Source organism: Arthrobacter sp. ISL-5 (assembly GCF_018613835.1).
Taxonomy (GTDB): Bacteria; Actinomycetota; Actinomycetes; order Actinomycetales; family Micrococcaceae; genus Arthrobacter.
In genome coordinates this window covers 13,103-35,356 of record NZ_JAGGPM010000026.1, presented here as the reverse complement: position 1 = coordinate 35,356, position 22,254 = coordinate 13,103, and the positions used below count along the sequence as shown (strand labels likewise).

Sequence of the window (22,254 nt, the reverse complement as noted above, 5' to 3'; positions counted from 1 at the left end):
CTGTGATAGTTTGGCTCAGCGCAGACCGCAATGGTTTGTCGCTACTCGTGGACCTGAACGTCGCGAAGGACTACCCATGGAAGATCTTCAGGACCTGGTGAGCCTGGATGGTCTCATCTCGGCTTTGGGCGATACTGTGCGCATTGTGCCAACGGGGGCGGATACCGCCCTGATCTCAGTGCGAACCGCTTCTTTTTGGCAGAAAGACGTAAGGCGGGTGGGCAGCGAAACCCTCCTAGTTTTGCCCTATGCCCAGGACCCCAACGCGGTAGAATCGCTCCGTCGGTTCCTTACAACCGCCGAGCCGCAGACTTTGGCGCTGTGCGGATGGCCCAGCGAGATCTTGCAGGAGATTCCTTTCGCAGAGAGTCGCCATGCTATCCTGCGCGCAGAGCATGTCAACGACGCCGTCACGATTGTTTCCGTACTCTCGCGGCTCACTCAACCGGCGAGCGTGGCAGAGCTGCGTCGGCTCACCGCTCTTCAACGAAGTTTTAGCCAAGCTCTTGAACACGCAGACGCAATCGAAGAGTTGCTTCGGCGACTCCAAAAGGTCACTAATGCCGTCTGTCTAGTTTTGGATAATCACGGCCGGGTGAGAGAAAGTACTGGAAGCCTTCCCCTCAGCCTTTTCCTGGAGCAGGTAAGGAAGACGGAAGCTTCCTCCCAACATGTATCAGTCGAAGGCTGGGAAGGCCTGGCAATCCGGCTCAAGGACAGTGACATCGGGCAGCGGAATCTTAGCGGTTGGTTAATTGTTGCAGCACGTCGTACTGCCTTCCCGAACACTCAAGAAGCAGCGGCAGCACATATCGTTGCGACGCTCGTTGAGGCGGCCAGGCGTATGCAAGCCTCCGCTGAACAGCAGGAAACTGCCATCCGCGCCTCGATATTCGACGAAGCGCTGGCTTTGAGGTCTAAACCCCAATCGCCCGAGCTCACCAGTAGGCTCGGGGCATTAGGCATTGACATCCAGAACCCGTTGAGAGTTGTAGTTTCCTCGGGAAGAACACGTGATCATGCCTCACCGAGCCCACTGCATCAGCAGCGTCAACAGTCCTTCAAGCTTGCTCTGACAGAGTCTGACACCGCGTATCTCGTAACTTCACGGGACTCCGCAGGTGTTTACTTGGTTCAAGCTAATGCTGAAACTATCACACGGTTGATCCGCATCAGTCGCGAGGCACTGGGTCCGCTTATCTTCGGCATTGGCCGGGAAATCCACACCATCGGAGATATTTCAGACTCGTACGCCGATGCCCTCATTGCCATACGGACAATCCAGGCGGGTCGGCACGGTGAATCACAGATGGCGTTCGAACAATTCGATTTCGCTACCCGAGTCTTTGCTTCAGCGGGCCTAGAAACTATTGTGCAGGCCTCTCGTTCATTTCTTGCGCCACTGCTGGAAAGAGAACCGATGCTGCACGCGCTGCGTCAGTACTTCGAGAACTCCCAGAACATCAACTCGACAGCCGACGCTCTGGGTATCCACCACAACACGCTTCGCTACCGTTTGGGCAAGGTCGAAGAATTACTGGAGCTGAAACTCAGTGATCCTGCCTCGATAGCATCGTTGTTCCTGGCACTCACCTCGCTGGAACTAGTAGAACTCTCCACAAGGCAGGACAAGCTCAACACCGTGCGGCAGGGAACGCTCGGGAACGACGAAGGCATCACCAGAACGGGCATCTCTACTAGCGATATTCGACATGCATCAGAGTTCACCGCTACGAAGCCGCCCGGGCAGAGGAGTTACTAAGCGGGAGCGCTTAGTAAGAGTAACAGGACATCTCCAGAGCTTTCGGTCTGCTCACAATCCCTTACCTTGGCCATCCCAAGAACAATTGATTAAGGACAACTTTGAAAGGATGCTCTTCCATGACCGAACTAGCTGTGACGACTCCCACTAGCACAGGGATGTACTTCGATGATTTCCAGGTCGGACAAAACTGGATAACACCTAAGCGCACGATCACGAACGCCGAGGTAACACTTTTTGCCGGCATCTCCGGTGACTTCAATCCCCTGCACATCGATGAGGAGTACGCCAAGACCACCCAATTCGGCGGCAGAATCTTCCACGGTCCCGGCGTGTTCGCTATCGCCACAGGCCTCGAATCAACATTGGGTCTCAAAGCGGAGACCGCCATCGCCTTCCTCGGCATGACCTGGAACATGCGCGCACCGGTGCTCATCGGCGATACAATTCATGTCGAGCAGACCGTCGCCGAATTGCGGCCATCCCGTTCCAAGCACGACCGAGGCATTATCGTTTTCGACGTCAAAGTACTTAATCAGCGAGGTCAGGTCTGTCAGGAAGGCCAGTGGAACGTGATGTTCAAGCGTAAGTAGGGTGTGACGCGAGGGAGACCAGGTCCTTATTCATAAAAAGGTCGCGTTCCCTGTCTCCACACGTCCATTGACGCCGACTAAGAGCGGGGTGCTCTTGATGCCCATTTCCAAAGAGACGACGTTGCACGGGCATCGGTTATAACGGCAGAAGCATGAATGGGACCAGCGATGAATCCCCTCTTGAGAAGCGGGGTGTGAACCGCGTAGGAGGGGTGCTGGCGAATCGCAAAGCTCAATTCGCCGCACCCCTCCGTTAGCAACCTCGCTTACGGGAGGCAAGGCCGTAAACCCAGCAACTGCCAGCGACCGGGCAAGGAAAGTCCAGCAAAACAGACAGCGATGGCTCGAACTGGACGAGAAGCGGGCATGACCGAGCGAGTACTGGCCGCGCTGCACTGCGCCGGAAAAAAACTTTGCAGCTAGTACATGGACACAGCCTCGCGACGCATCATTCCGTGGAAAGGCAATTACACGAGCCGTTCTCGGCGGCCAGCAGGCACACCCACATGCCTTCCAGTATTTAGAAATAGACCTGAACGGGTACCTTAGCGCTCTCAACGATGTCCGCGGGTTGGCACGAACGGATCTGTCTCACGATCTTCTCGGTGCTGTTGATCAGCACATACACCGGCTTCAAATGCCGTCGCCCTCGCATCGGGAGATGATGAAAAATACGGCCAAGTCGCGGTACTCCTCGACCATCTCACGCACCCGCGAATACGTCCGCGGCCTGCTCACGGAACATGGCGTGCTCCCCCGACGGGACGAACTTCGAAAGCGCTACGAGAACTGGGCCACGAAAGCCATCGAACGGACAACCGACCCCCAAAACCGTGAGCTCATCCGCCGCTACGTCCGCTGGCACCATCAACGCCGCATGAACCACATGGAAGAGGTCACCCGCGGAACCTTCCTTCGCGCCAAGCAGCAAGTGACCGTCGCCATCGACCTCCTGAACTGGCTCACCGACCACGGAATCACCTTGATGGACCTAACGCAGGCACATCTTGACGTCTGGCAGGCCGGAGGACGCAGCGCCCGGCGCATCGCCGAAGGCTTCCTGAAATGGGCCATCAAGACCAAAGCCGCTCCGGCAGGGCTGGCCATCGTCCCGCACCGCCGCGGCACCAGCGCCAGGCTCGCCAAGACGGGACAGAATGAAGCACTCAATTGCGTGGTTCACACCGACGGACTTGAGGCACGAGACCGCGCCGCCGCGATCCTCATTCTCGTCTTCGGACAGCAGGCCGAAAACATCGCACGGCTTACCTGGGACGACGTGACCGTCACCGAGGAACTCGTCACAGTCCAGCTCGGGACAATCCACGACCTGCGCGACCGTACCGGTGAGTCAGCGCAGCTGTGGGTATGGCTGAATTGGCCGCGGCGGGCTGGATCGAATCTGTTGGGGTTCGCACTCCCGGACTGGGCTCGGTCAGTGCTCCCGTCTGGGCCGACGGGGCGATCATTGCCGCGGTCTGCCTCGCCATGCCCCTAGCCCGGGTCTCCACTTCCCCCGGAAAGGACTATGGCGATGTGGTGGTTCGGGCCGCACGCCGGATCGCGGAAGCCACGATAGGCAAATAAGACACACCTTCCGCCCATTGCTGAAGCTTCACGACGCAGGCTTGCTGACTTCTGGGCAACTCAGATGCGCAGTATAGGGTCGCCAAGTTGAATAAGCAGGTTGCCCTACACCCTAATCTGACAAACCCGATGCAGATCTTGACTTCCTTGTAGGACAAGCCTAGAACTCGACCTCACAGGAAGGTTTGGAGGCAGCAGTGGCTGGACAGCGGATTGGGTATGTGCGCGTGAGCACGCTGGACCAGAACGAGAAACGCCAGCTCGAAGGCCAGATTCTGGACCGGGTCTTCACGGACAAGGCCTCGGGCCGGGATACGGCTAGGCCACAGCTCACGGAATTGCTGCGGTTCGCCCGCGACGGGGATACCGTCGTGGTGCACAGTATGGACCCGCTCGCCCGCAACCTCGATGACCTGCGTGCTCTTGTCCAGGGCCTGACCCGAAAGGGCGTGCGAGTGGAGTTCGTTAAGGAGAGCCTCGTCTTCACCGGGGAGGACTCCCCCATGGCCAACCTCATGCTCTCCGTCATGGGTGCCTTCGCCGAATTCGAGCGTTCCCTCATCAGGGAACGCCAAAAGGAAGGCATTGCCCTGGCGAAGCAGCGCGGCGCCTACAAAGGGCGGAAAAAGACCCTCTCACCGGAACGCGCGGCCGAGCTGGTCCAACGCGCCGGCACCGGCGTTCCAAAGGTCGTGCTTGCCCATGACTACGGAATCAGCAGGGAGACGGTCTACCAATACCTGCGCCACGCCAGGTTGGAGTGAGTCCGCTCCCCTGCCGGACCGGCCGGTGCGGGCTGCGCCAGCTTACAGAATCTTCATTATCGTCGGATTTGGGTTCGATTACTTGCGCCGGTGCACCTTCTCCACAAAAGGTGACGAGGCACTTTTTCGAGCGTTCAACCGAGGCAGTAGAAGCTGCAATCGCAGGAATTGCGGATCCCTGTCGGTACCTCAGCGGATGGAACATCCGACCAAGATATCTCTGCCGGTATCGCGAACGACGCTAGTGTTGAACGCACCCTACCTCCCGCACCCAGGAAGGCTGCGTCTTCTTGGAAAGGCTAGGCGATGTGCTTCATAGGAACCTTGCCGCTGAGAACATCGCGTGCTGCAGGATCCATGGAGGCAAGCACTGGCTCTCAGTGAGGCTCAGAGCGGTCCGATGCCGTCGGGCGCTTTCCAACAAGCCAACGACGGCGGTACGTAAGCTGGAGCTCCGAGAGAGCCGTGCTGTCTTTTGGCTGGCTGTTCCGCATGCTTAGACATGGTCAGCCTCCCTTTCCACCAAAACGAGTTCCCTCTCGCCCAGCGATGCAAAGTACTGCTCGACGTCGTGCGCCTGCACCTCCGACAGGGCAGCTGGCCGCCACTGCGGCTTGCGGTCTTTGTCCATTACCTGTACGGCCTGGACCGGGTGTTCCTTGTGGCACCCTCCACCACCGCCGAACGCATGCAGCGCAGCGTGGACGCCAGCCGCGGCTTCGTCTACGCCGTATCCATCATGGGAGTCACCGGCGCCCGCACCTCCGTCAGCACGGCAGCCAAGGACGTGGTGGCCGCGCCCACGCCGCCGGCGCAGAGCGCGTCTGCGTAGGACTGGGGGTCTCCAACGCTGAGCAGGTCCGCGAAATCGCAGCGCACGGATGAGCAGCGCGCATGCCCTTAGGTCTCGGGCGCTGTGTTCGCGGGGAAGGGAGGCGCGAGTCCAGAACTGGCATTCCGGAAATGACGTCAGAAGGGCAGCCTGTACGAAGTAGGATGCGCCCGTACTGCTTGTGGCATAGTTGGACTATTCAGGGAACTTCTCACTAACCCAACTTAGGCAGGCGGATCATGGCGGACGTTGTCTACGAGCAGCGCCGACTTCTAGGGGTGGGCGCTCTCAACCAAGCGTACTTTGATAGAGAGGCGAGGGCCCTTGGGATCCGCTTCGTGGCGGAGAAACTGTCGTGACATCGACCAATGGCAGGACCGTAGCTGCGACGCGGGACAGGCGTCCGCGTAAAACGAATGATGGCGGCCGGCGTGCCGAACTGATTGATGAACTCGAGGGCATCTTCCTAGCGGAGGGCTTCAATGCCCTCACGATCGAGGATCTTTGCAAACGGCTTCACTGCTCGAAGACGACGTTGTACTCGGTGGCGAGCAGTCGTGAGCAGATCATCCAGAAGGTCACCCGACACTTCTTCGAACGGTCCACGGCTGCCATCGAGGTGGAGGTCGCGGATACACCAGATCCGGCCGAGCGCATCGTCCGCTACCTCGCTGGCGTAGGCACCGCCATGAGCCGGAACTCGCACGCCTTCTACCTTGATATGGTCTCGTACGAGCCGACGGCTGACATCTACCGGTTGAACTCCCGGGCAGCGGCACGCAAGGTTCAGGAAATGATAGAGGAAGGTGTCCGTTCAAACGTGTTTCGTCCTGCTGATGCGGCTCTGGCCGGCCAGGCGATCTCACTTCTGATCGACGGTGTGCAGTCCGGTGAACTGCTCGAAGCAACCGGGCTTGCTGCCGGGGAGGCGTTCACCGAACTGGGCGAACTCTTGATCCACGGACTCGCCGTTCGCCCACACTGAAAGCCCGCATTCGCAGTGTGTGAGAAGAAAGGGGGGTGGATTGGCAAGGGTGATTCGGGAGGGCTGCTCGCGGTCGCGGAGGATCCGCTGGCGCGCTACACCGATCGTGGTCCCCTCGGTCTCCGGTTCCCCGGTGTTGAGATTCCGGTCCAAGCGAGGGAAGTTGCCCGAGGTGATCTGAACGCGGAGTAGGTGTCCGCGCGGACTACGATCGACGTCGACCACAGATGGATCTCAACCCCAGCGACCCGGTGTCGCTTGGTAGTCACGCGAGTGATCCGGCAGCGAGGTTCCGCTCCCGGACAAAAGGCCAATCTGTTTCGGGCCGCCACTGATTGATGCCCATCACGAAGAGCAAGACACCGGCGTCGTGGGCAGCGGTGGCGGGTTCGCCGATGAGCCAGTAGTCGCACCACTGGAGCTCCAGATCAGTCACGGATTGACCGCCCGGAGTCATCGACCCCATTCCGACGTGGACATCAACGGATCCGCCGGGGAGGGACGCTACTAAGTTGCCGCTGTGAGTCCAAGGGCCCGCCAGGCGAGCCGTCTTTCCTCTGGAGCGCATTGCGACGTAATTATCGAGGGCGCCCTGCTGGAAATTGCCGAACCAGCCGGAGATAACTAGCGCCGGCACTTCGATCTCGTCGTGCCGGTTCGCCACCCGGCACTCGTCCGGGGTCGACCGATTTTCGAAGGCCCGCCTAGGGTCGATATGGGTAGACCAGTGCGCTCCAGCATCGGCAGTGCGTCCGAGGGCAGCCCCCGTATCCTTCTTCGGCGATCGTATCGAAGCTTTGGAAGGTCTCGAGCCACGAAGCCGTACCCTCATCTGGAGTACGTCCCAGGGTAAAGGAACGCGGTGAACAACGACCAGAAGCCGTTAAGACGAAGCTCGATGGCGCCGCCTCGGAACATCAGCCCGTCTTCAGGGTCTCTCCACGTGTTCAAAGGCTCAATGGCGGTCGAGTGGGGTGGCCGAGAGATGGCGGCGCTCCACTGGGTGCTGCCGTTATAGCTTTGCCCCATCGTCCCCACCCGACCATTGCTTTTCGGGACGGCGGCGTCCCACTCGACGGAGGCGTAACCGTCGTCCCGCTAGTACTTCCACGGAAGCCATTCACCGTCCGATACGAAACTTCCTCGCGCATCCTGAGTGACGATGTGGCGGCCGCGTGCAATTCGCGAGTATCCGTTTCAAGAAGGGCGAGTATCCGTTTCAAGAAGGGTCAGTTAGTCGTATGGCGTCCGGACGAGAATCACGGGAAAGGGCCGTCTCCTTTCGGGTGATAAATGTCCGAGCGCAGTGTGGTCCCGTCGCGCTTCGGGGTATCGACGCCGTAGGTGATCTCAATGTCGATCATGTGTCTCCTTTGACAGTTCTGCGGCGGGTTGCCGTCGAAGGGGCTTAGCGGATTGAGGATCCGATGGAGATGCCGCCGTCGACGTCGAGAACGACGCCGGTGATGAACGCGGCGGCTTCGGATGCGAGGAAGGCGGCGGCTTCGGCGATGTCGGATGGGTCGCCCGTGTGCTTCATCGGTACTTTGCCGATGAGCAGGTCGCGGGCGGCGTCGTTCATGGATGCGAGCATCGGGGTTTCGATGAGGCCGGGGGCAATGGCGTTGGCGGTGATGCCCTCGCGGGCACCTTCCAGCGCGAGGGTGCGGGTGAGTCCGACGATGCCTGCCTTTGCTGCGACGTAGTTGGACTGTCCGAAGTTGCCGCGCCATGACATCGAGGAGAACGAGACGATGCGTCCGTAGCCGCGGGCCCGCATTCCGGCGAACACGGCGCGGGAGCAGTAGAAGGCGCCTTTGAGGCTGACGTCGATCACGGCGTCCCAGTCGGCGTCGGTGATCCTTTCGATGCGGTTGTCACGGATGATGCCGGCGTTGTTCACGAGCACGTCCACGGCACTGTCGGACTCCTCGATACCGGCGATCCAGGCGTTCACTTGCGAGGAGTCAGTGACGTCGACGACGGTTCCGGACACGGGGATGCCGTATGCGTCCCGGAGCTCATCGGCTGCTTTCTGAAGTGCTGTCTCATTGACATCGACAAGCGCGAGGGAGGCGCCTTCGGCCGCGAAGCGGTCGGCCATTGCCAGCCCGAGTCCTTGGGCGGAGCCGGTGATGGCCACGGTCCTGCCGTCGAACCGGCCGGTCACCGGCGTCTTTTGTGTCTTCATGCGCGTGCCTCTTGCTTGGTTGTGCCGCGTGCAGCGAGGAATGTTCGTAGTGCTCCTGGGACGTCGTTTTGCCGCCAGTTCGAATCGAAGGCGTCGAGCTCTGCCTTCAGGGCGGCCGGTGCGTCGAGCCCGGCGATCGATTTGAGCAGGTTCTTCATGTTCTGCTGCGCGACGGTGTCGCGCGAGGCGAGCTCGGCCGCGACCTCACCAGCCCGTTCGCGCAGCCTCTCGCGGGGGACGACATCGTGCAGCCACCCGGTTCTTCGGAGCTCCTCGGCCGTCATCGGTTGACCGCTGAGGTGCATCCAGCGCGCCGCGCTTTTACCGACGGCCCTCTCCAGACGGACGCTTGACCCCGCCCCCGGCATGAGCTTGTTGTTCACGTGCCCGTCGCCGACCAAGGTTCCCTCTGCCGCAATCACTAGATCGCAGGCGAGGGCGATCTCGAGGCCGCCGGCGATCGCATGGCCGTGGAGTGCCGCGATCCAAGGCTTGGGGCTCTGCTCGATGCGGGTCACGACAGAAGACAGGCGGGTCAGGAAGGCAAGTACACCATCTTCTTCGTCCAACTCGAGGAAGTGGCGGAAGTCGCCGCCGGCGCTGAAGCCGGGTCCTTCTCCGGTAAGGACGACGACGGCAGTCTCCTGGTCGTATGCGATGTCGTCGATCTGGGAGTCGAGGGCATCCGTCAGCTCGCTGTTGAGGGCGTTCCGTTGTGCTGGTCTGTTCAGGAACAACCACCGGGCCGGTCCTCGCTGCTCGACCCGTAGGGGCTTGGAATTCATTGCTGTCCTGCTTTCTCCGGCTCCGAGCGGCGCTGCTCGCGGAGCACGTACCGCTGGATTTTTCCGCTGGGTGTTTTGGGGAGGTCGGTGACGAAGTGGATGGCGCGGGGGTAGGCGTGCGCGGCGTAGTTCGTCTTCACGAAGGTTTGGAGTTCCTTCTCCAGGGCCTCGGTTGCCTCCCATCCGTCGCTGAGCACGACGAACGCCTCGAGTACTTCGCCTCGGTCGGCGTCGGGTGCTGCGATCGCCGCGCTCTCGGCAACGGCGGGGTGCTCGCTGAGCATGGACTCGATCTCGAACGGGCCGATGCGGTAGCCGGCCATGATGATGACGTCGTCATCGCGGGACGCGAAGTGGAAGGCGCCGTGGGCGTCACGGTGGCCGAGGTCCCCCAGGAGGTAGTAACGTCCGTCGCCGTCGAAGCGGGACGCGGTTTTGGACGGGTCCTGGTAGCTGCGGAATGTCATTGCGGGGCTGTTCATGACGTCGATTGCCACGCGGCCGAGCTCTCCTGTAGCCAGTTCTGTCGCGTCGTTCTCGCCGATTACGGTGGCCGCCCAGCCGGGGAGCGGGTAGCCCATGGAGCCTGGCACGATGTCCCGGGCGATGTCGGGGTGGTGCGCGTTGCCGAAGACCATGCCCACCTCGGTTTGCCCGAAATGGTCATGAACCTGAAGCCCCAGCTCGGCGGTGGCCCAGACGTTGACCTCGGGGGTGAGCGGTTCTCCTGCGCTGGAGAGCCGGCGCAGCTTGCCCTTGGAGGGAACGGTCGGGAAGACATTCCGCAGCGCCCGGTAAACGGTCGGTGCGGCCGTCAGGTTGGTAACGCCCTGTTCCTCGATCAGTTTCCATGCGGTGGCCGGGTTAAAGGAGCCGCTCTGGAGGATCACGCCGCTTCCCAGGGCGAGCGGGCTCACTATTCCGGCATAAAGGCCGTAAGCCCAACCGGGGTCCGCCGCGCACCAATAGACGTCCTCGTCGGTGACACCGAGCCCATAGACGAGGTAGCTGTGCCAGCCCGTCGCCTGCCGGAGCGGGTGGATGACACCCTTCGGGGATCCGGTGGTACCCGAGGTGAAAATGTGCACCAGCGGCCCGTCGGGGCCCTGCACGTAGCTGTCGAACTGCTCATCCGACGCCGCGGCGACCAGTTGGCCGTAGTCGATGTCCCCAGGCTGCCCCTTGCCGTCTACGACTACGACCTGCGCCTCGCTCCCCGCGAAGTCGGGGAGCTTGGAGCGCTGGGCGGTGTCGGTGAGGACGAGGCGGACGCCCGCGGTGCGGATCCTGTAGTCGATTGCCTTCCCGGCGAACGCGGTGAACAGTGGCACGTAAACGGCCCCCAGCCGCCAGACCGCGAGCATCGTCGCGACGAGCTCTGGTCCCTTGTGCACAAGTGTGGCCACGCGGGTCCCTGGCTCCACACCGAGCTGGCGGAAAGCGTTGGCCAGGCGAATGGAATCGGCCCGCAGCTCTCCATAACTCACAGGCCGCGCCGAGTCGCCGTCGACCAGCGTGTACGCCGTGGCCGAGGGATCGTGACGATCGCACAAAAGCCAGGCGGCGGTCGCGTCCTCTGCCAAGTAGAGCCTTTGTATGTCGGTAAAGAGCGTTGAGTCCACGGTGGTGATCTTCCTTGATCCTGTGAGTACTATTGGAGGTACGTTCGTATCGTATGTCGAACGCAATCAAAAGTCGACAGGCAATTTCCCGCCTGGCCGATACTCAGAATTGAGCAGCGTGCGAGGAAGCACGCAGTCTGGATGCATCCATGAAAAATGAAGAAGTTGTCATCGTTGCAGCCGCGCGAACGCCGCAGGGCCGTCTGGGCGGGCAGCTCGCCGCCCTGTCCGCGGCGGAACTCGGGTCCGCGGCCATCCGGGGCGCACTCGACCGCGGCGGCATCCCCGCCGCGGCAATCGGCGCCGTGATCATCGGGCACGTACTGCAGGCGGGGACAGGCCAGAACCCGGCGAAGCAGGCGGCGCTCGGCGCGGGGATCTCCTGGGATGTGCCCGCTACCTCGGTGAACAAGGTGTGCCTGTCCGGCCTGACGGCCGTGATCGATGCCAAAAGGATGATCATGGCAGGGGATGCCGACGTCGTCGTCGCCGCCGGCATGGAGTCGATGACGCGGGCGCCGCATCTCCTGCCGGGTACCCGCGGGGGGTGGAAATACGGGACTGCCCACGCGCTCGACCACCTCGAATTCGACGGCCTGCGCGATGCCTACGACGGATCGAGCATGGGCCTCTCCACAGAAAAGGCCAACCCCCGCTTTGACGTGACGCGGGAACAGCAGGACGCCGTCGCGCTCCGCTCCCACCTACGCGCCGCTGCAGCACAGGCCGCCGGCCTCTTCGACAGTGAGATAGTGCCCGTCAGTGTGCCCGCTCGCCAAGGCGCGCCCCTCGTGCTCACCCAGGACGAAGGCGTGAGAGCCGATTCGACCATGGCGACTCTGGCGGGTCTGCGGCCCGCGTTCGCCAACGATGGCACCATCACCGCAGGTAACTCTTCCCCTATCTCCGACGGCGCGGCCGCTGTAATTCTGACCACCCGCGCCCGCGCGGAAGCGGAAAACTGGGTGATAATGGCCGTGGTGGGTCAGTCAGGGCAAGTCGCTGGTCCTGACAATTCACTCCACGCGCAGCCTGCACGGGCGCTCGAACTAGCCTGCCGGAAGCAGGGGATCAGCCCGGCCGATCTCGATCTCATCGAGATCAATGAGGCCTTCGGCGCTGTCATCGTACAGTCGCAGAGACGAATAAACGTTCATGACGAAGTAGTAAACATCCACGGCGGCGGCATCGCACTCGGCCATCCGCTCGGGGCCTCAGGAAACAGACTCACCGTGCACGTAGCACACGAACTCTTCCGGCGCGGAACCGGAACCGCAGGCATCGCATTGTGCGGCGGCGGGGCGCAAGGAGAAGCCATCATCCTCGCAGCACCCTGACCGTCAACCCCACAAGAAGCTCTGCCGGCGGGCAAACTTACGGCTGCCGGAACAAGTTTGCAAGAGCCTTGAATTTGGGAAAACCTCCCAAGCCAAAATGACTGACCTGCCGCCCGGCGCACGGACTTGCACCCAGTGACCGTCACACACACAGCGACGGCCATCGGCAAGATGCCTTACAACGTGTCGAATCCTTCTGCTCGCAAACGACCGTTCATGAGACTGCTTTGCGAGTGTCCGGTCCAAGGCGGTGATGAGGAGCAGTATGGCGGCCGCGACGAGCACGAACACGGCGAGTTCGTGCAGGCCGGGCGTGGGTGCCCTGTTTCCGTAGAACATGCCACTGACGGAGGGGGCGAGCATGGCGCCGAGATACATGAAGGTTCGGAGCAGTCCGAACGATGACCCGATACGGGCGGGGTCCGCCTGGTGGTAGAGGGGTGTTCTGGGTTGCCAGGTTCACCAGACCATGCGGCTGGCCTCGCTTCCTCGCTTGGAACGAGCCTCCCGGATTCTGGCCTTAGTCAATCAGGAATTACTAGCTGCCCTCGATGCTGCAATCTCTGGCGGGATCGGGTTGGACGTGACTGCCATATGGGGGTCGTTGGAAAGGCTTGCGTCAAAGGAACAGATTCTTGGCGCCCTGGAGACCGTAACCGAGCTGGTCCCTGACGATGATGGCAGCGCCGAGACGGCGATGCGTGTCGCCCTAGCTGAGAAATACCGCACGGTGCGACCGTTCTTGGCCTTGCTGGCCGGAACGAGATCTCTTGGCGCATCACCAGCAGGTTCCGCCGTTTTGGCCGCGGTCAACCAGCTACCAGAGTTGGCGGGCCGCAGAACACGAATCAAACCGCTGCTTCCCACGGAGGTAGATGAATCTCTTATTCCGCCGGTATGGCGCAGAGCCATCTACGCCAACCCGGACCTGCCGGTCGGCACGGTTGATCGTGACGCTTACGTGCTGTGCGTGCTGGAACAGCTGTACAAAGCCTTGAGGGTGCGGGACGTGTTCGCTACCTGTTCCCATCGTTGGGGTGATCCGAGGGCGAGACTGCTTGAAGGCGCCGCGTGGGAGGATGCCCGACCGAAGATTCTGGGCAGCCTGGGCCTGGACACCCAGGTAAGGATCCATCTTCGTGCACTCGTCGACGTCCTCGATTCATCCTGGCGTCAAACAGCAGATCGGCTGGAAGAAGCCGGGCCGGAATCATCGATCAGAATTGTCCCCGGCACCGAGGGCAGGATGCGTCTTTCCGTTGAACGGCTTGACTCCGCGGACATCCCGGCAAGCCTGGCCGAGCTGCGATCGGTTACCTCCGCGATGATCCCTCATGTCGACTTGCCGGATCTTCTCTTGGAAGTTCATTCCTGGACAGGCTTCCTGGACGCTTACGTCCACGTCTCCGGCGCCGGGACACGAGTGAAGGATCTGGCCACCTCGATAGCGGCGCTTTTGATCGCTGAAGGATGCAACGTGGGCCTGGTTCCGGTCACGGACCCGACTCAGGAGGCCTTGACTCGTGGCAGGCTTTCCCACGTCGATCAAAACTATGTCCGGGCCGAAACGCACGCGGCGGCGAACGCTGCCCTCATAGAGGCGCAAAGCAAAGTGCCGATCGCCCAGCATTGGGGTGGCGGGCTTTTGGCCTCCGTCGACGGGCTTCGTTTCGTTGTCCCGGTCAGGACGATAAGCTCAGGCCCGTCGCCGAAATACTTCGGCTATAAGCGCGGCATCACCTGGCTGAACGCCGTCAACAACCAGGTCGCAGGGATCGGGGCGCAAATCGTCACAGGCACCCCGCGGGACAGCCTTCACATCCTTGATGTGTTGCTGAACCTGGACGGCGGCCCCAAACCCGAAATCATTGCTACCGACGAAGCGTCCTACTCAGACATGGTCTTTGGCTTGTTCAGGATGCTCGGCTACCGATTCTCGCCGCGCATCTCCGACATCGGGGATACGAGGTACTGGAGGGCTCACTGGCCAAACGAGCCGGCCACGGACTATGGACCCCTGAACGCTATCGCTCGGCACAAGGTCAATCTGGCCAAGATCGAAACTCATTGGCCGGACATGCTGCGCGTCATCGGATCTTTGGTCACCCATCAGGTACGGGCCTATGACGTGCTCAAAATGCTCGGCCGTGACGGAAGGCCCACGCCGCTGGGCCAGGCCTTCACAGAATACGGGCGGATCGCAAAGACCCTGCACCTGCTGGCCATGATCGACCCGGTGGACGACACCCACCGCCGTACCATCAACGCGCAAACCACCGTCCAGGAATCCAGGCATCGGCTGGCCCGCAAGGTCTTCCATGGCAGGCGTGGCCAGATCTACCAAAAATACCGGGAAGGCCAAGAAGACCAACTCGGTGCCCTCGGGCTTGTCGTGAATGCGATCACCCTTTGGAACACCCGGTACCTCGACGCCGCCGTCACCGAGCTCCGGGCGCAGGGGCGGTTGGTCCGCGATGAAGACACTCCAGGCTTTCTCCCCTCGGGCACGCCCATGTGAACGAACTGGGCCGATACAGTTTCTCAACCACCAACACTCCCAAAACACTCCGACCGTTCAGGGACCCGACGGCAGATGCCGAGACCTTCTAACGACCGTTTCCTTCTGTTCTGCTCATTAGAAGGAAATGGTGTCTAACATAAACGAACGTCTGCGATAGACCCCGGCGCCGCATCCCCAAATGGTTCCCGAAACGCCCCTCGTTGTGGATGACAGCGCTCGGTGGCGGTGTTCTCCCGGTGCTATAAAGGGGCTTCGGAGCAGATGCCCTGAACCGGTGTCGCGCGCTGTCGGCCAGTTCGGCAGCATCGATCCTCTGGCGCGGATCCCAGAAGCATCCGCGGCGCAGGTACAGGTCGGCTACGGGCGGTCGATTCCTCTGAAGGTCTCGAGCACGTTGGTGGCGTGGGTGGTGGCGTCGTAGGGCATATTGCCGATGCCCTTCGTGGTGGGGTACGTAGTTACGGGTTCCCACAATTCATCGTTGTTGCCTGATGCGAGGGCGAGGAGGGCGTCGCGAACGAAAGTATCACGGACGATTTGCTCGTCACTGGCGCCAAGTCGGGCCTGACCGACGATCCCGTACATCTCCGTGCCATGGACGGCGGGGGCTCCCTCGACGGGGCCGACGGCGATCAGGTGTGCGTTTCCGCCGGCCGCGGCGTGGGCGAGTGCTCCGCGGGCCTGGGGCAGGGTGAAGGAGAAGTCGGTGAGCAAGGCTCCACGGACCTGGACGGGGGTGCGCCCGTCGACGTCGTAGGCGGCGATGATCTTTCGGGCGCGGCTGCGTGGGATGCGGTTGCTGTTGGCGAACTCGGCGACCAGGGCGTCGATGCTGCCGGGGTCGAAGTCCTCGGTCTTGTGAAGTACCCACCAGTCGAGCTCATGGGTGGTGCTGCTGAAGAGGATGTCCACGTCACGGTGCTGACCGGACTGGAGAACTCGCATGGGAAGGTCGGCGAGGACGCCGTTGGGCTGGGTCCGATCGTCGACGATGGCGACGAGATCGTTGTCCACGCCGTGCGCGGCCCCAGGGTCTGCGGACTGCGTCGCAGCCATCGCCTCGGCCAGCAGCTTCGCGTCGACGTTCAGCAGCTGCTCGGGGTCGTCCTGCAATCCGAGTCCGGTGAGGACCGCCTGGGCGCGTTCTTCTGCTCCCCATGCCGGCACCTGGCGTGCTGGCATGCCGGAGAATGCGGCGAGGTGGTGGTAGAGGCCGTCGGCGGAGGGTGCGGCGAGGAGGCTGAGGGTGGAGTATGCGCCGGCGCTGTGGCCGGTGACGGTGACGTTGTCGGGGTCGCCGCCGAATCGGGCGATGTTCTCGCGGACCCACTGCAGCGCGGCGATGATGTCCTGCAGGCCGAGGTTGGTGGCCTCTGCGAGTGCGCCGCCGTAGTGGGAAAGGGACAGCCATCCGAACGCTCCGAGCCGATAGTTGATGGAAACTCCGACCGCTCGTCCCGTTGCGGCGAGGCCGGACGCGTTCGAGGTGGTCTGCGTGTTCGCGCCAAGCATCCATCCGCCGCCGAAGATGTAGACGATCACGGGAAGCGGCTTGTCGCCTGAGTCTTCGGGCGCCCAGACGTTGAGGTTCAGGCAGTCCTCGCTGAAGCCGTTGTCGGCTTCGAGCCAACTGGTGTCCCCGGCTTGAAGCGGTGCAGGCCCTTTCTGGTCGTAGGGCAGGTCGGGGTTGAAGGGAAGCAGGCTGGGGCGGCGGAAGCGTTCGGCGGTGGCGTAGGGAATGCCAAGCCACGAGCGAACTGCGTGTTCATTTGTAAAGGTGCCGGTGGTGTCGGTCATGGGTGAGTCCTTTCCAGAGCTCAGTCGGTTTAGGGGGTTGTGGAGTTGTTGCCGGTAGAAGCGCCTGGGCTGGCGGAGCGTTGTTGCGCCCAGAGCTGGAGGCGTTCGGTGATGGCGCGTTCATACCCGTTGGCGGTGGGTTCGTAGAAGGTCTGCCGGGGCATGCCGTCGGGGAAGTAGTCGGCGCCGGAGAACCCGGTGTCTGTGTCGGGGTCGTACTGATAGCCCTTGCCGTAGCCGAGGTCCTTCATTAACCGGGTGGGGGCATTGAGGATGTGCGCAGGCGGCATCAGCGACCCGGTGCGTTTCGCCGCAGCGTGGGCTTTGTTGAAGCCTCGGTACACGCCGATGGACTTCGGGGCCGTCGCGAGATAGAGCACGGCTTGCGCGATCGCGAGTTCCCCTTCCGGGGAGCCGAGTCGTTCGTACACGTCCCAGGCCGCGAGGGCTTGCTGGATGGCGTTCGGATCGGCCATGCCGATGTCCTCGGTGGCGAATCGGGTGATCCGGCGGGCGATGAACAGCGGGTCCTCTCCGCCGTCGAGCATGCGCGCCAGCCAGTACAGGGCTGCGTCCGGGTCAGAGCCGCGCATCGATTTGTGGAGCGCGGAGATGAGGTTGTAGTGGCCCTCTTGCGATTTGTCGTATAACGGTGCGCGTTTCTGCACCGCGGCAGCGAGTGTGGCTGAGTCAACGGGTTCGGCTAGGTGCTGTACCTGCTCGATCATGTTCAGCAGGTACCTTCCGTCTCCGTCTGCCATCGCGATGAGTGCCTGCCGGGCATTCTCGTCCAGTGGCAACGGTGCGCCGAGGATGTCTTCGGCGCGATTCATGAGGGTGCTGAGCGCTACATCGTCGAGGCGTTTGAGGACGAATACCTGGCATCGGGACAGCAGTGCGCCGTTGAGTTCGAAGCTTGGGTTCTCGGTGGTTGCGCCGACGAGGACAATCGTGCCGTCTTCGACGTAGGGCAGGAACGAGTCCTGTTGGGCGCGGTTGAAGCGGTGAATCTCGTCGACGAAGAGCAGTGTTCCCTGCCCGATCTCCCGCCGGCGCTGGGCTGTCTGGAACACCTTCCTGAGGTCCGCGACACCGGAGAACGTGGCCGAGAGCGGTTCGAACGCCAGGTTGGTTTGCTCTGCGAGGAGTCGCGCGATGGTCGTCTTCCCGCAGCCGGGAGGGCCCCACAGGATCATCGACACGAGTCGTTGCGCGCCGACCATGCGCCCGATTGGCGCATCTGCGGCAAGGAGATGGTCCTGGCCCACGACGTCGGCCAGGGTGCGCGGGCGCAGTCGATCGGCGAGGGGCCGTGAGGAATCGTCCATCTCGAACAGCGACGGCGGTTGCTCGCTCACGATCGCTCCCCGGTTTGGCGGCTCGAGGCGAGGTCGTAGGAGTCCTGCACCAGGTTCTCAACGAACCGCCTTGTGACGCCGGGTCCGGGTCCGACGGAGATCCAGTGCTGTTTGTGCAGGTAATGCCCGACGGTGATCGAGTCGTGGTCCCGGCGGAGCGCGTCACCGTGATGCGGGTCGATCTTGACCGTGATGATCTGCTGATCCGGCTCGTCCTCGGTGATAATGAGGAACACCTTGTCACGCACCTTCCACACATCCAAGTGCGGAGTGAACGGCCGGCCATTGCTGACGTCCTCCAGGGCGGCCGCGGCACGACGGGCGATCTGTTGCAGCATGTCACCGGAGAGCGTCACCGCGTATCCCGTCCGAACGTGGCAGGGTCGACCGGCCGCTTCGCGAGCGGCAGATTCTCAACGACGAGCAGGTACGACTCTGTGACCAGGTCGTCGATCATCTGTTTCTGCAGGTCGCCGGAGGGGTGCAGTGTGATCCAGTGCTTCTTGTTCATGTGGTATCCGGGGGTGATATCGGCGTGCTGCTCGCGAAGCGCCATCCCGTCCGCTGGGTCCGTTTTCAAGATGACGATCGGCTCCCCGGTCACCTCGGTGAGCAGCATGAAAACCTTGTCCCGCACCTTGAAGACCTCCCAGTCGGGCCCGAACGGGTGCTCCAGATTCGCGCCGGGGAGCTCCTGGGATCGTGCCCGAGCATGCTCCTGCAGTTTTTCGCCATCCATACGGCGCCCCTCCTGGACTAGATTGAAAACCGGTATGTACTTGCGTACGCACTAAGCTAGGTACAAGTGTACGCACTAGCTCAGACATGGGAGAAGAACATGCGCCGAGGGAAACCGAACGACCCCGGACGTCGCGCCCGGATCCTGCAAGCGACGCTGGACGTGATCAGGGCCGGTGGCATGGAGGCGGCCTCGTATCGGGGAATCGCCGCGCACGCCGGAGTGCCGCTGGGATCCATGACGTACTACTTCCCCACCCTCGAGGGGCTCATCCTTAGTGCGCTCGACACGACCCGCAGCGATCTCGAACCCCGCTACGCGGACCCACTCCGTGAGGCACAAACCCGGGACGACGTCGTTGACGCGCTTGTCGACGCGACGATCGGTGCGACGAGCCCGACTCTCGACGATATCCGCCTGTATGCGGAGATACGCCACTACGGCGCACGAAACCCGAAGGTCGCCGACGTCCTTCAAGCAGTTGAAGACGACTCCCTTGTGATGCTCCACCGCGTCCTCCCGAATAGCACGGCGCTTGCCATCAATGCCCTGCTCTGGGGCTGGTGGAGCCACCGCCTGGCGCATCCGGACACTGCACTCGATGAACTCACCGTGCGCCAAGCCTTCGAAGCCCTCGTCAACCTCCCCGCACCGGGTCACCCATTCCACGAAAAGGAGCAGAACCATGCCTGAGACGATGCGCGCAATCCGGCTCACGGGCCCCGTCGACATCGACGGCCTCATCGTCAGTGACGTACCGATCCCCGAAGTGCGCCCGGGATGGGTGCGTATTCACGTGATGGCGTTCGGGGTCAACGAGTCCGAGGTGACGAGCCGCAAGGGTGAATCCGGTCCCGACTTCTCCTTGCCCCGGATCTTGGGCATCGAAGCCGTCGGTGTCGTGGACGCCGTCGGCGACGGCGTCCACCTCGCTCCCGGGCAGAAAGTCGCCTCCCTAATGGGTGGTCTCGGCCGAACCATCGACGGCAGCTACGCCGAGTACACCGTCGTCGACGCAGCGAACGTGATCCCGTTCGACACGGACCTGGGATGGGATGTCGTCGGCGCGCTCCCAGAGATGCTGCAAACCGCGCACGGGGCGATCACCACCGGGCTGCGGCTGGCGGCCGGACAGCGCATCCTCATCCACGGTGGCACCTCCACCGTAGGGCTCACCGCGATCGCGATCGCCCACCAGCTCGGTGCAACGGTCATCGCGACCACCCGCGCTCCGGCTAGCATCGATTTGTTGAAACGCGTCGGCGCCGACTACGCCCTGATCGACGACGAGCGACTTTCGGAAACGGTGGCCGAAATTGCTCCGACGGGAGTCGATGGGGTTCTCGAGTTCGTCAGCGCACACTCTCTGCCTGCAATGCTCGCCCTCATCCGCGCCGGCGGGACAGTGTGTTTTATCGGCTCTCTCGCCGACGAGTGGACTATTGCGCAGTTCTCCCCGTTCGAGATTCCCAACGGTGTCCACCTCACCAGCTACGCAGGCCGCGCCTCGGACCTCCCCACAGACGCACTCGCCCGCTACCTCGCGGCGATCGAGGCCGGGACCTTGAAGATCGTCATCGCGGGCGTGTATTCGGGACTCGACGAGGTGGCAACCGCCCATCGCGCCTTCGAGGGCGAACGGCGACCTGGGAAGAATGTCGTCGTTCTCGCCGCCACCTGAGTAGATGAACACCGATCCCGCACTCTTCCATCAAATGGCGGAAGGGTACGGGATCGCTTTCGTCCCGGAGCAGGTTCTGGTCAGGCCTTCTCGATGGTCATGGTGAAGGGATCACCGGCGGCGGCGATCAGGTCCAGGCCAGTGGTGATGGTGCCCAGGTGAACGATGCCCGGCCCGGGGATTGAGAGATCCCCGGTGTCGGCGTAGAAGAAGACGATGTCCTGGCTCGGGGCCCAGTAGGCGATCTGGCCGACGGTGTACGCCTCGACGGTGCCGGCGACGTTCGCGAGGGCCCTGGGCAAGGGGCCCATCTTCTCGCGCTCGAAGAGGTCTCCCATAGTGAGCGTGAGCGGGAGCGCGCTGGAGAGTTCTCGACCAGCGGGCGAATCAATGATCTCGCCCGTCGCTTCGCCGTTGGGAAGAGTGATGCGGATGTTCACGGTGGCACTCCTTTGTCAGGTGTTCGTTGATGTCGGCCAATTATTCTCAGCTGAGGATTCGCGGCGAACGGAGCGTGCCTGTGCCTTCTGCGCCTCGTCAGATGGTTACTGCCATTCGGCGCTCATACCGGCGGGGAACCGGGAGCCGAAACCACCGGTGGGGAGGATCTCCTTCACGCGGTCGAGATCCGCCGAAGTGAGAATAAGGTCGGCGGCGCCGACGTTCTCCCGGACGCGAGTGGCGCTGCGGGTGCCCGGGATCGGGACGATGTGCTCGCCCTGCGCAAGCAGCCAGGCAAGCGCGAGCTGCGCGACTGTCGCGCCCTTGGAGGCGGCCAGTTCGCTCAGCTGGCGGGTGGCGTCGAGGTTCTTCTCGAAGTTGCCGGGCTGCCAACGGGCTGCACTATGGCGCATATCGCTCTGGTCGTACTCGGCTCCCGGCTTCGCCGTGCCGGTGAGGAACCCGCGCCCCAAAGGGGAGTAGGGCACGAAGCCGATACCGAGCTCGTCAAGGACCGGGAACAGGACCTCGACTTCGCGATCGAAGAGGGAGTACTCGGTCTGCAGGACCGAGACCGGCTGCACCGCGTGCGCGCGGCGCATCGTGTCGGGGCCGGCTTCGCTGAGGCCGAAATACTTCACCTTGCCGGCGTCGATAAGTTCCTTCACGGTCCCGGCGACCTCCTCGATGGGGACGTTGGGGTCGGGACGGTGCTGGTAGAGGACATCGATGTGATCCATGCCGAGGTAGCGGAGGCTATTCTCGACGACCTCACGGATGTGCTCGGGGCGGCTGTCGAGACCGAATTCGGGCGTGAATCCGAACTTGGTGGCGATGACCACGTCGTCGCGGAAGCTCTTGACGGCTCGGCCGACGATCTTCTCGTTCTCGCCCCAGCCATACATCTCGGCTGTGTCGAAGAACGTGACGCCGAGCTCGTACGCTTTCTGGATCGCAGCGATGCCCTCGTGCTCCTCCCCTGGTCCGTAGAACGAGGAGATTCCCATCGATCCGTAGCCGAGGGCGGAGGTCGTGAGGCCTTGCTGGCCGAGTGTGCGTGTCTTCATGGTGTGTCTTTTCTTCTCTGTAGTGATGCGTAGCGCGATCAGGTCATTGGGGCGCCGTATTGGCAGTCTAAGTCTGGAACGTCAGAGTCTGACAGAATATTCCCGGTGCTCGGGTCCGGCAGATAGTGGGAAGCTGTTTGGGAAAAGCCGTGCCAGGCGGGTGTTCGTGGCGCCGGGTTCTGCTGTCGTGAC

Annotated in this window: 19 protein-coding genes and 3 pseudogenes; 10 read left to right on the top strand and 12 right to left on the bottom strand. The window is 62.3% G+C overall.

Annotation, left to right across the window (positions count from 1 at the left end):
* Nucleotides 1-76 precede the first annotated feature (76 nt).
* The 6 genes and pseudogenes from J7I89_RS14240 to J7I89_RS14215 all read left to right on the top strand — a co-directional run bounded on the left by J7I89_RS14240 (nt 77) and on the right by J7I89_RS14215 (nt 6,523).
* Nucleotides 77-1,762, top strand: a complete 1,686-nt coding sequence (locus J7I89_RS14240; protein WP_214971511.1) for a CdaR family transcriptional regulator — start codon at nt 77-79, stop codon at nt 1,760-1,762.
* A gap of 119 nt (nt 1,763-1,881) precedes the next feature.
* Nucleotides 1,882-2,355 carry a MaoC/PaaZ C-terminal domain-containing protein gene (locus tag J7I89_RS14235; protein WP_214971508.1) on the top strand — a complete coding sequence of 158 codons (474 nt, stop codon included), beginning with the start codon at nt 1,882-1,884 and terminating at the stop codon, nt 2,353-2,355.
* Nucleotides 2,356-3,016: 661 nt separating this feature from the next.
* Nucleotides 3,017-3,853, top strand: a complete 837-nt coding sequence (locus J7I89_RS14230) for a hypothetical protein (RefSeq protein ID WP_214971505.1) — start codon at nt 3,017-3,019, stop codon at nt 3,851-3,853.
* Nucleotides 3,854-4,139: 286 nt separating this feature from the next.
* Nucleotides 4,140-4,706 carry a recombinase family protein gene (locus tag J7I89_RS14225; RefSeq protein ID WP_214971502.1) on the top strand — a complete coding sequence of 189 codons (567 nt, stop codon included), beginning with the start codon at nt 4,140-4,142 and terminating at the stop codon, nt 4,704-4,706.
* A gap of 637 nt (nt 4,707-5,343) precedes the next feature.
* Nucleotides 5,344-5,585: pseudogene (locus tag J7I89_RS14220) on the top strand (tryptophan synthase subunit alpha); the annotation flags it as partial.
* Nucleotides 5,586-5,893: 308 nt separating this feature from the next.
* A complete protein-coding gene (locus J7I89_RS14215) occupies nt 5,894-6,523 on the top strand; it encodes a TetR/AcrR family transcriptional regulator (RefSeq protein ID WP_214971500.1) in 630 nt (209 codons plus the stop codon).
* Between the two features lie 63 nt (nt 6,524-6,586).
* On the opposite strand, the pseudogene J7I89_RS25950 reads toward J7I89_RS14215, so the two are convergent.
* From J7I89_RS25950 to J7I89_RS14190, 6 genes and pseudogenes are all read right to left on the bottom strand, one after another.
* Nucleotides 6,587-6,748 (bottom strand): annotated as a pseudogene (locus J7I89_RS25950) (hypothetical protein); the annotation flags it as partial.
* Between the two features lie 40 nt (nt 6,749-6,788).
* Nucleotides 6,789-7,355 carry a CocE/NonD family hydrolase gene (locus J7I89_RS14210; protein ID WP_251045336.1) on the bottom strand — a complete coding sequence of 189 codons (567 nt, stop codon included), beginning with the start codon at nt 7,353-7,355 and terminating at the stop codon, nt 6,789-6,791.
* Nucleotides 7,352-7,606, bottom strand: a pseudogene (locus tag J7I89_RS25945) (CocE/NonD family hydrolase); the annotation flags it as partial. The pseudogene J7I89_RS25945 and the gene J7I89_RS14210, both read right to left, overlap by 4 nt.
* A gap of 325 nt (nt 7,607-7,931) precedes the next feature.
* Nucleotides 7,932-8,714 (bottom strand): SDR family NAD(P)-dependent oxidoreductase, encoded by a 783-nt coding sequence (locus tag J7I89_RS14200; RefSeq protein ID WP_214971496.1) that lies wholly within the window; start codon nt 8,712-8,714, stop codon nt 7,932-7,934.
* Nucleotides 8,711-9,499, bottom strand: a complete 789-nt coding sequence (locus J7I89_RS14195; protein WP_214971494.1) for an enoyl-CoA hydratase/isomerase family protein — start codon at nt 9,497-9,499, stop codon at nt 8,711-8,713. Before J7I89_RS14195 ends, J7I89_RS14200 begins: the two co-directional genes overlap by 4 nt.
* Nucleotides 9,496-11,121 (bottom strand): AMP-binding protein, encoded by a 1,626-nt coding sequence (locus J7I89_RS14190; protein ID WP_214971492.1) that lies wholly within the window; start codon nt 11,119-11,121, stop codon nt 9,496-9,498. Before J7I89_RS14190 ends, J7I89_RS14195 begins: the two co-directional genes overlap by 4 nt.
* A 149-nt stretch (nt 11,122-11,270) precedes the next feature.
* On the opposite strand from J7I89_RS14190, the gene J7I89_RS14185 reads away from it, so the two are divergent.
* Together J7I89_RS14185 and J7I89_RS14180 are read left to right on the top strand one after the other, a co-directional pair.
* Nucleotides 11,271-12,458 (top strand): acetyl-CoA C-acyltransferase, encoded by a 1,188-nt coding sequence (locus J7I89_RS14185; protein WP_214971490.1) that lies wholly within the window; start codon nt 11,271-11,273, stop codon nt 12,456-12,458.
* A gap of 469 nt (nt 12,459-12,927) precedes the next feature.
* A complete protein-coding gene (locus tag J7I89_RS14180) occupies nt 12,928-14,976 on the top strand; it encodes a Tn3 family transposase (RefSeq protein WP_214971487.1) in 2,049 nt (682 codons plus the stop codon).
* Nucleotides 14,977-15,336: 360 nt separating this feature from the next.
* On the opposite strand, the gene J7I89_RS14175 is transcribed toward J7I89_RS14180, so the two are convergent.
* Genes J7I89_RS14175 through J7I89_RS14160 form a run of 4 tightly spaced genes read right to left on the bottom strand, consistent with a single transcriptional unit; the run spans nt 15,337 to nt 18,873 of the window.
* A complete protein-coding gene (locus tag J7I89_RS14175; protein ID WP_214971484.1) occupies nt 15,337-16,776 on the bottom strand; it encodes a carboxylesterase family protein in 1,440 nt (479 codons plus the stop codon).
* Nucleotides 16,777-16,805: 29 nt separating this feature from the next.
* Complete coding sequence (locus J7I89_RS14170; protein WP_308159917.1) at nt 16,806-18,134, bottom strand: replication-associated recombination protein A; 1,329 nt, start codon at nt 18,132-18,134, stop codon at nt 16,806-16,808.
* Nucleotides 18,131-18,490 (bottom strand): MmcQ/YjbR family DNA-binding protein, encoded by a 360-nt coding sequence (locus tag J7I89_RS14165; protein ID WP_214971481.1) that lies wholly within the window; start codon nt 18,488-18,490, stop codon nt 18,131-18,133. Before J7I89_RS14165 ends, J7I89_RS14170 begins: the two co-directional genes overlap by 4 nt.
* On the bottom strand, nt 18,487-18,873 hold the full coding sequence (locus J7I89_RS14160) for an MmcQ/YjbR family DNA-binding protein (protein WP_214971478.1): 387 nt from the start codon (nt 18,871-18,873) through the stop codon (nt 18,487-18,489). The genes J7I89_RS14165 and J7I89_RS14160 overlap by 4 nt, the downstream gene beginning before the upstream one ends.
* A gap of 66 nt (nt 18,874-18,939) precedes the next feature.
* Here J7I89_RS14160 and J7I89_RS14155 point away from each other — a divergent pair, with 66 nt between their 5' ends.
* Together J7I89_RS14155 and J7I89_RS14150 are read left to right on the top strand one after the other, a co-directional pair.
* On the top strand, nt 18,940-19,566 hold the full coding sequence (locus tag J7I89_RS14155; RefSeq protein WP_214971476.1) for a TetR/AcrR family transcriptional regulator: 627 nt from the start codon (nt 18,940-18,942) through the stop codon (nt 19,564-19,566).
* On the top strand, nt 19,559-20,554 hold the full coding sequence (locus J7I89_RS14150; RefSeq protein ID WP_214971473.1) for a zinc-binding dehydrogenase: 996 nt from the start codon (nt 19,559-19,561) through the stop codon (nt 20,552-20,554). Before J7I89_RS14155 ends, J7I89_RS14150 begins: the two co-directional genes overlap by 8 nt.
* 80 nt (nt 20,555-20,634) lie before the next feature.
* On the opposite strand, the gene J7I89_RS14145 is transcribed toward J7I89_RS14150, so the two are convergent.
* Nucleotides 20,635-20,994, bottom strand: coding sequence for a cyclophilin-like fold protein (locus tag J7I89_RS14145; RefSeq protein ID WP_214971470.1), 360 nt, complete (start codon nt 20,992-20,994; stop codon nt 20,635-20,637).
* Between the two features lie 105 nt (nt 20,995-21,099).
* Nucleotides 21,100-22,062, bottom strand: a complete 963-nt coding sequence (locus tag J7I89_RS14140; protein WP_214971467.1) for an aldo/keto reductase — start codon at nt 22,060-22,062, stop codon at nt 21,100-21,102.
* Nucleotides 22,063-22,254 lie beyond the last annotated feature (192 nt).

Coding starts and splice junctions, on each gene's coding strand:
- J7I89_RS14240 (WP_214971511.1), top strand. CDS start 77: ATGGAAGATCTTCAGGACCTGGTGAGCCTGGATGGTCTCATCTCGGCT.
- J7I89_RS14175 (WP_214971484.1), bottom strand. CDS start 16,776: ATGACCGACACCACCGGCACCTTTACAAATGAACACGCAGTTCGCTCG.
- J7I89_RS14230 (WP_214971505.1), top strand. CDS start 3,017: ATGATGAAAAATACGGCCAAGTCGCGGTACTCCTCGACCATCTCACGC.
- J7I89_RS14195 (WP_214971494.1), bottom strand. CDS start 9,499: ATGAATTCCAAGCCCCTACGGGTCGAGCAGCGAGGACCGGCCCGGTGG.
- J7I89_RS14140 (WP_214971467.1), bottom strand. CDS start 22,062: ATGAAGACACGCACACTCGGCCAGCAAGGCCTCACGACCTCCGCCCTC.
- J7I89_RS14185 (WP_214971490.1), top strand. CDS start 11,271: ATGAAAAATGAAGAAGTTGTCATCGTTGCAGCCGCGCGAACGCCGCAG.
- J7I89_RS14210 (WP_251045336.1), bottom strand. CDS start 7,355: ATGAGGGTACGGCTTCGTGGCTCGAGACCTTCCAAAGCTTCGATACGA.
- J7I89_RS14180 (WP_214971487.1), top strand. CDS start 12,928: ATGCGGCTGGCCTCGCTTCCTCGCTTGGAACGAGCCTCCCGGATTCTG.
- J7I89_RS14150 (WP_214971473.1), top strand. CDS start 19,559: ATGCCTGAGACGATGCGCGCAATCCGGCTCACGGGCCCCGTCGACATC.
- J7I89_RS14235 (WP_214971508.1), top strand. CDS start 1,882: ATGACCGAACTAGCTGTGACGACTCCCACTAGCACAGGGATGTACTTC.
- J7I89_RS14200 (WP_214971496.1), bottom strand. CDS start 8,714: ATGAAGACACAAAAGACGCCGGTGACCGGCCGGTTCGACGGCAGGACC.
- J7I89_RS14160 (WP_214971478.1), bottom strand. CDS start 18,873: ATGGATGGCGAAAAACTGCAGGAGCATGCTCGGGCACGATCCCAGGAG.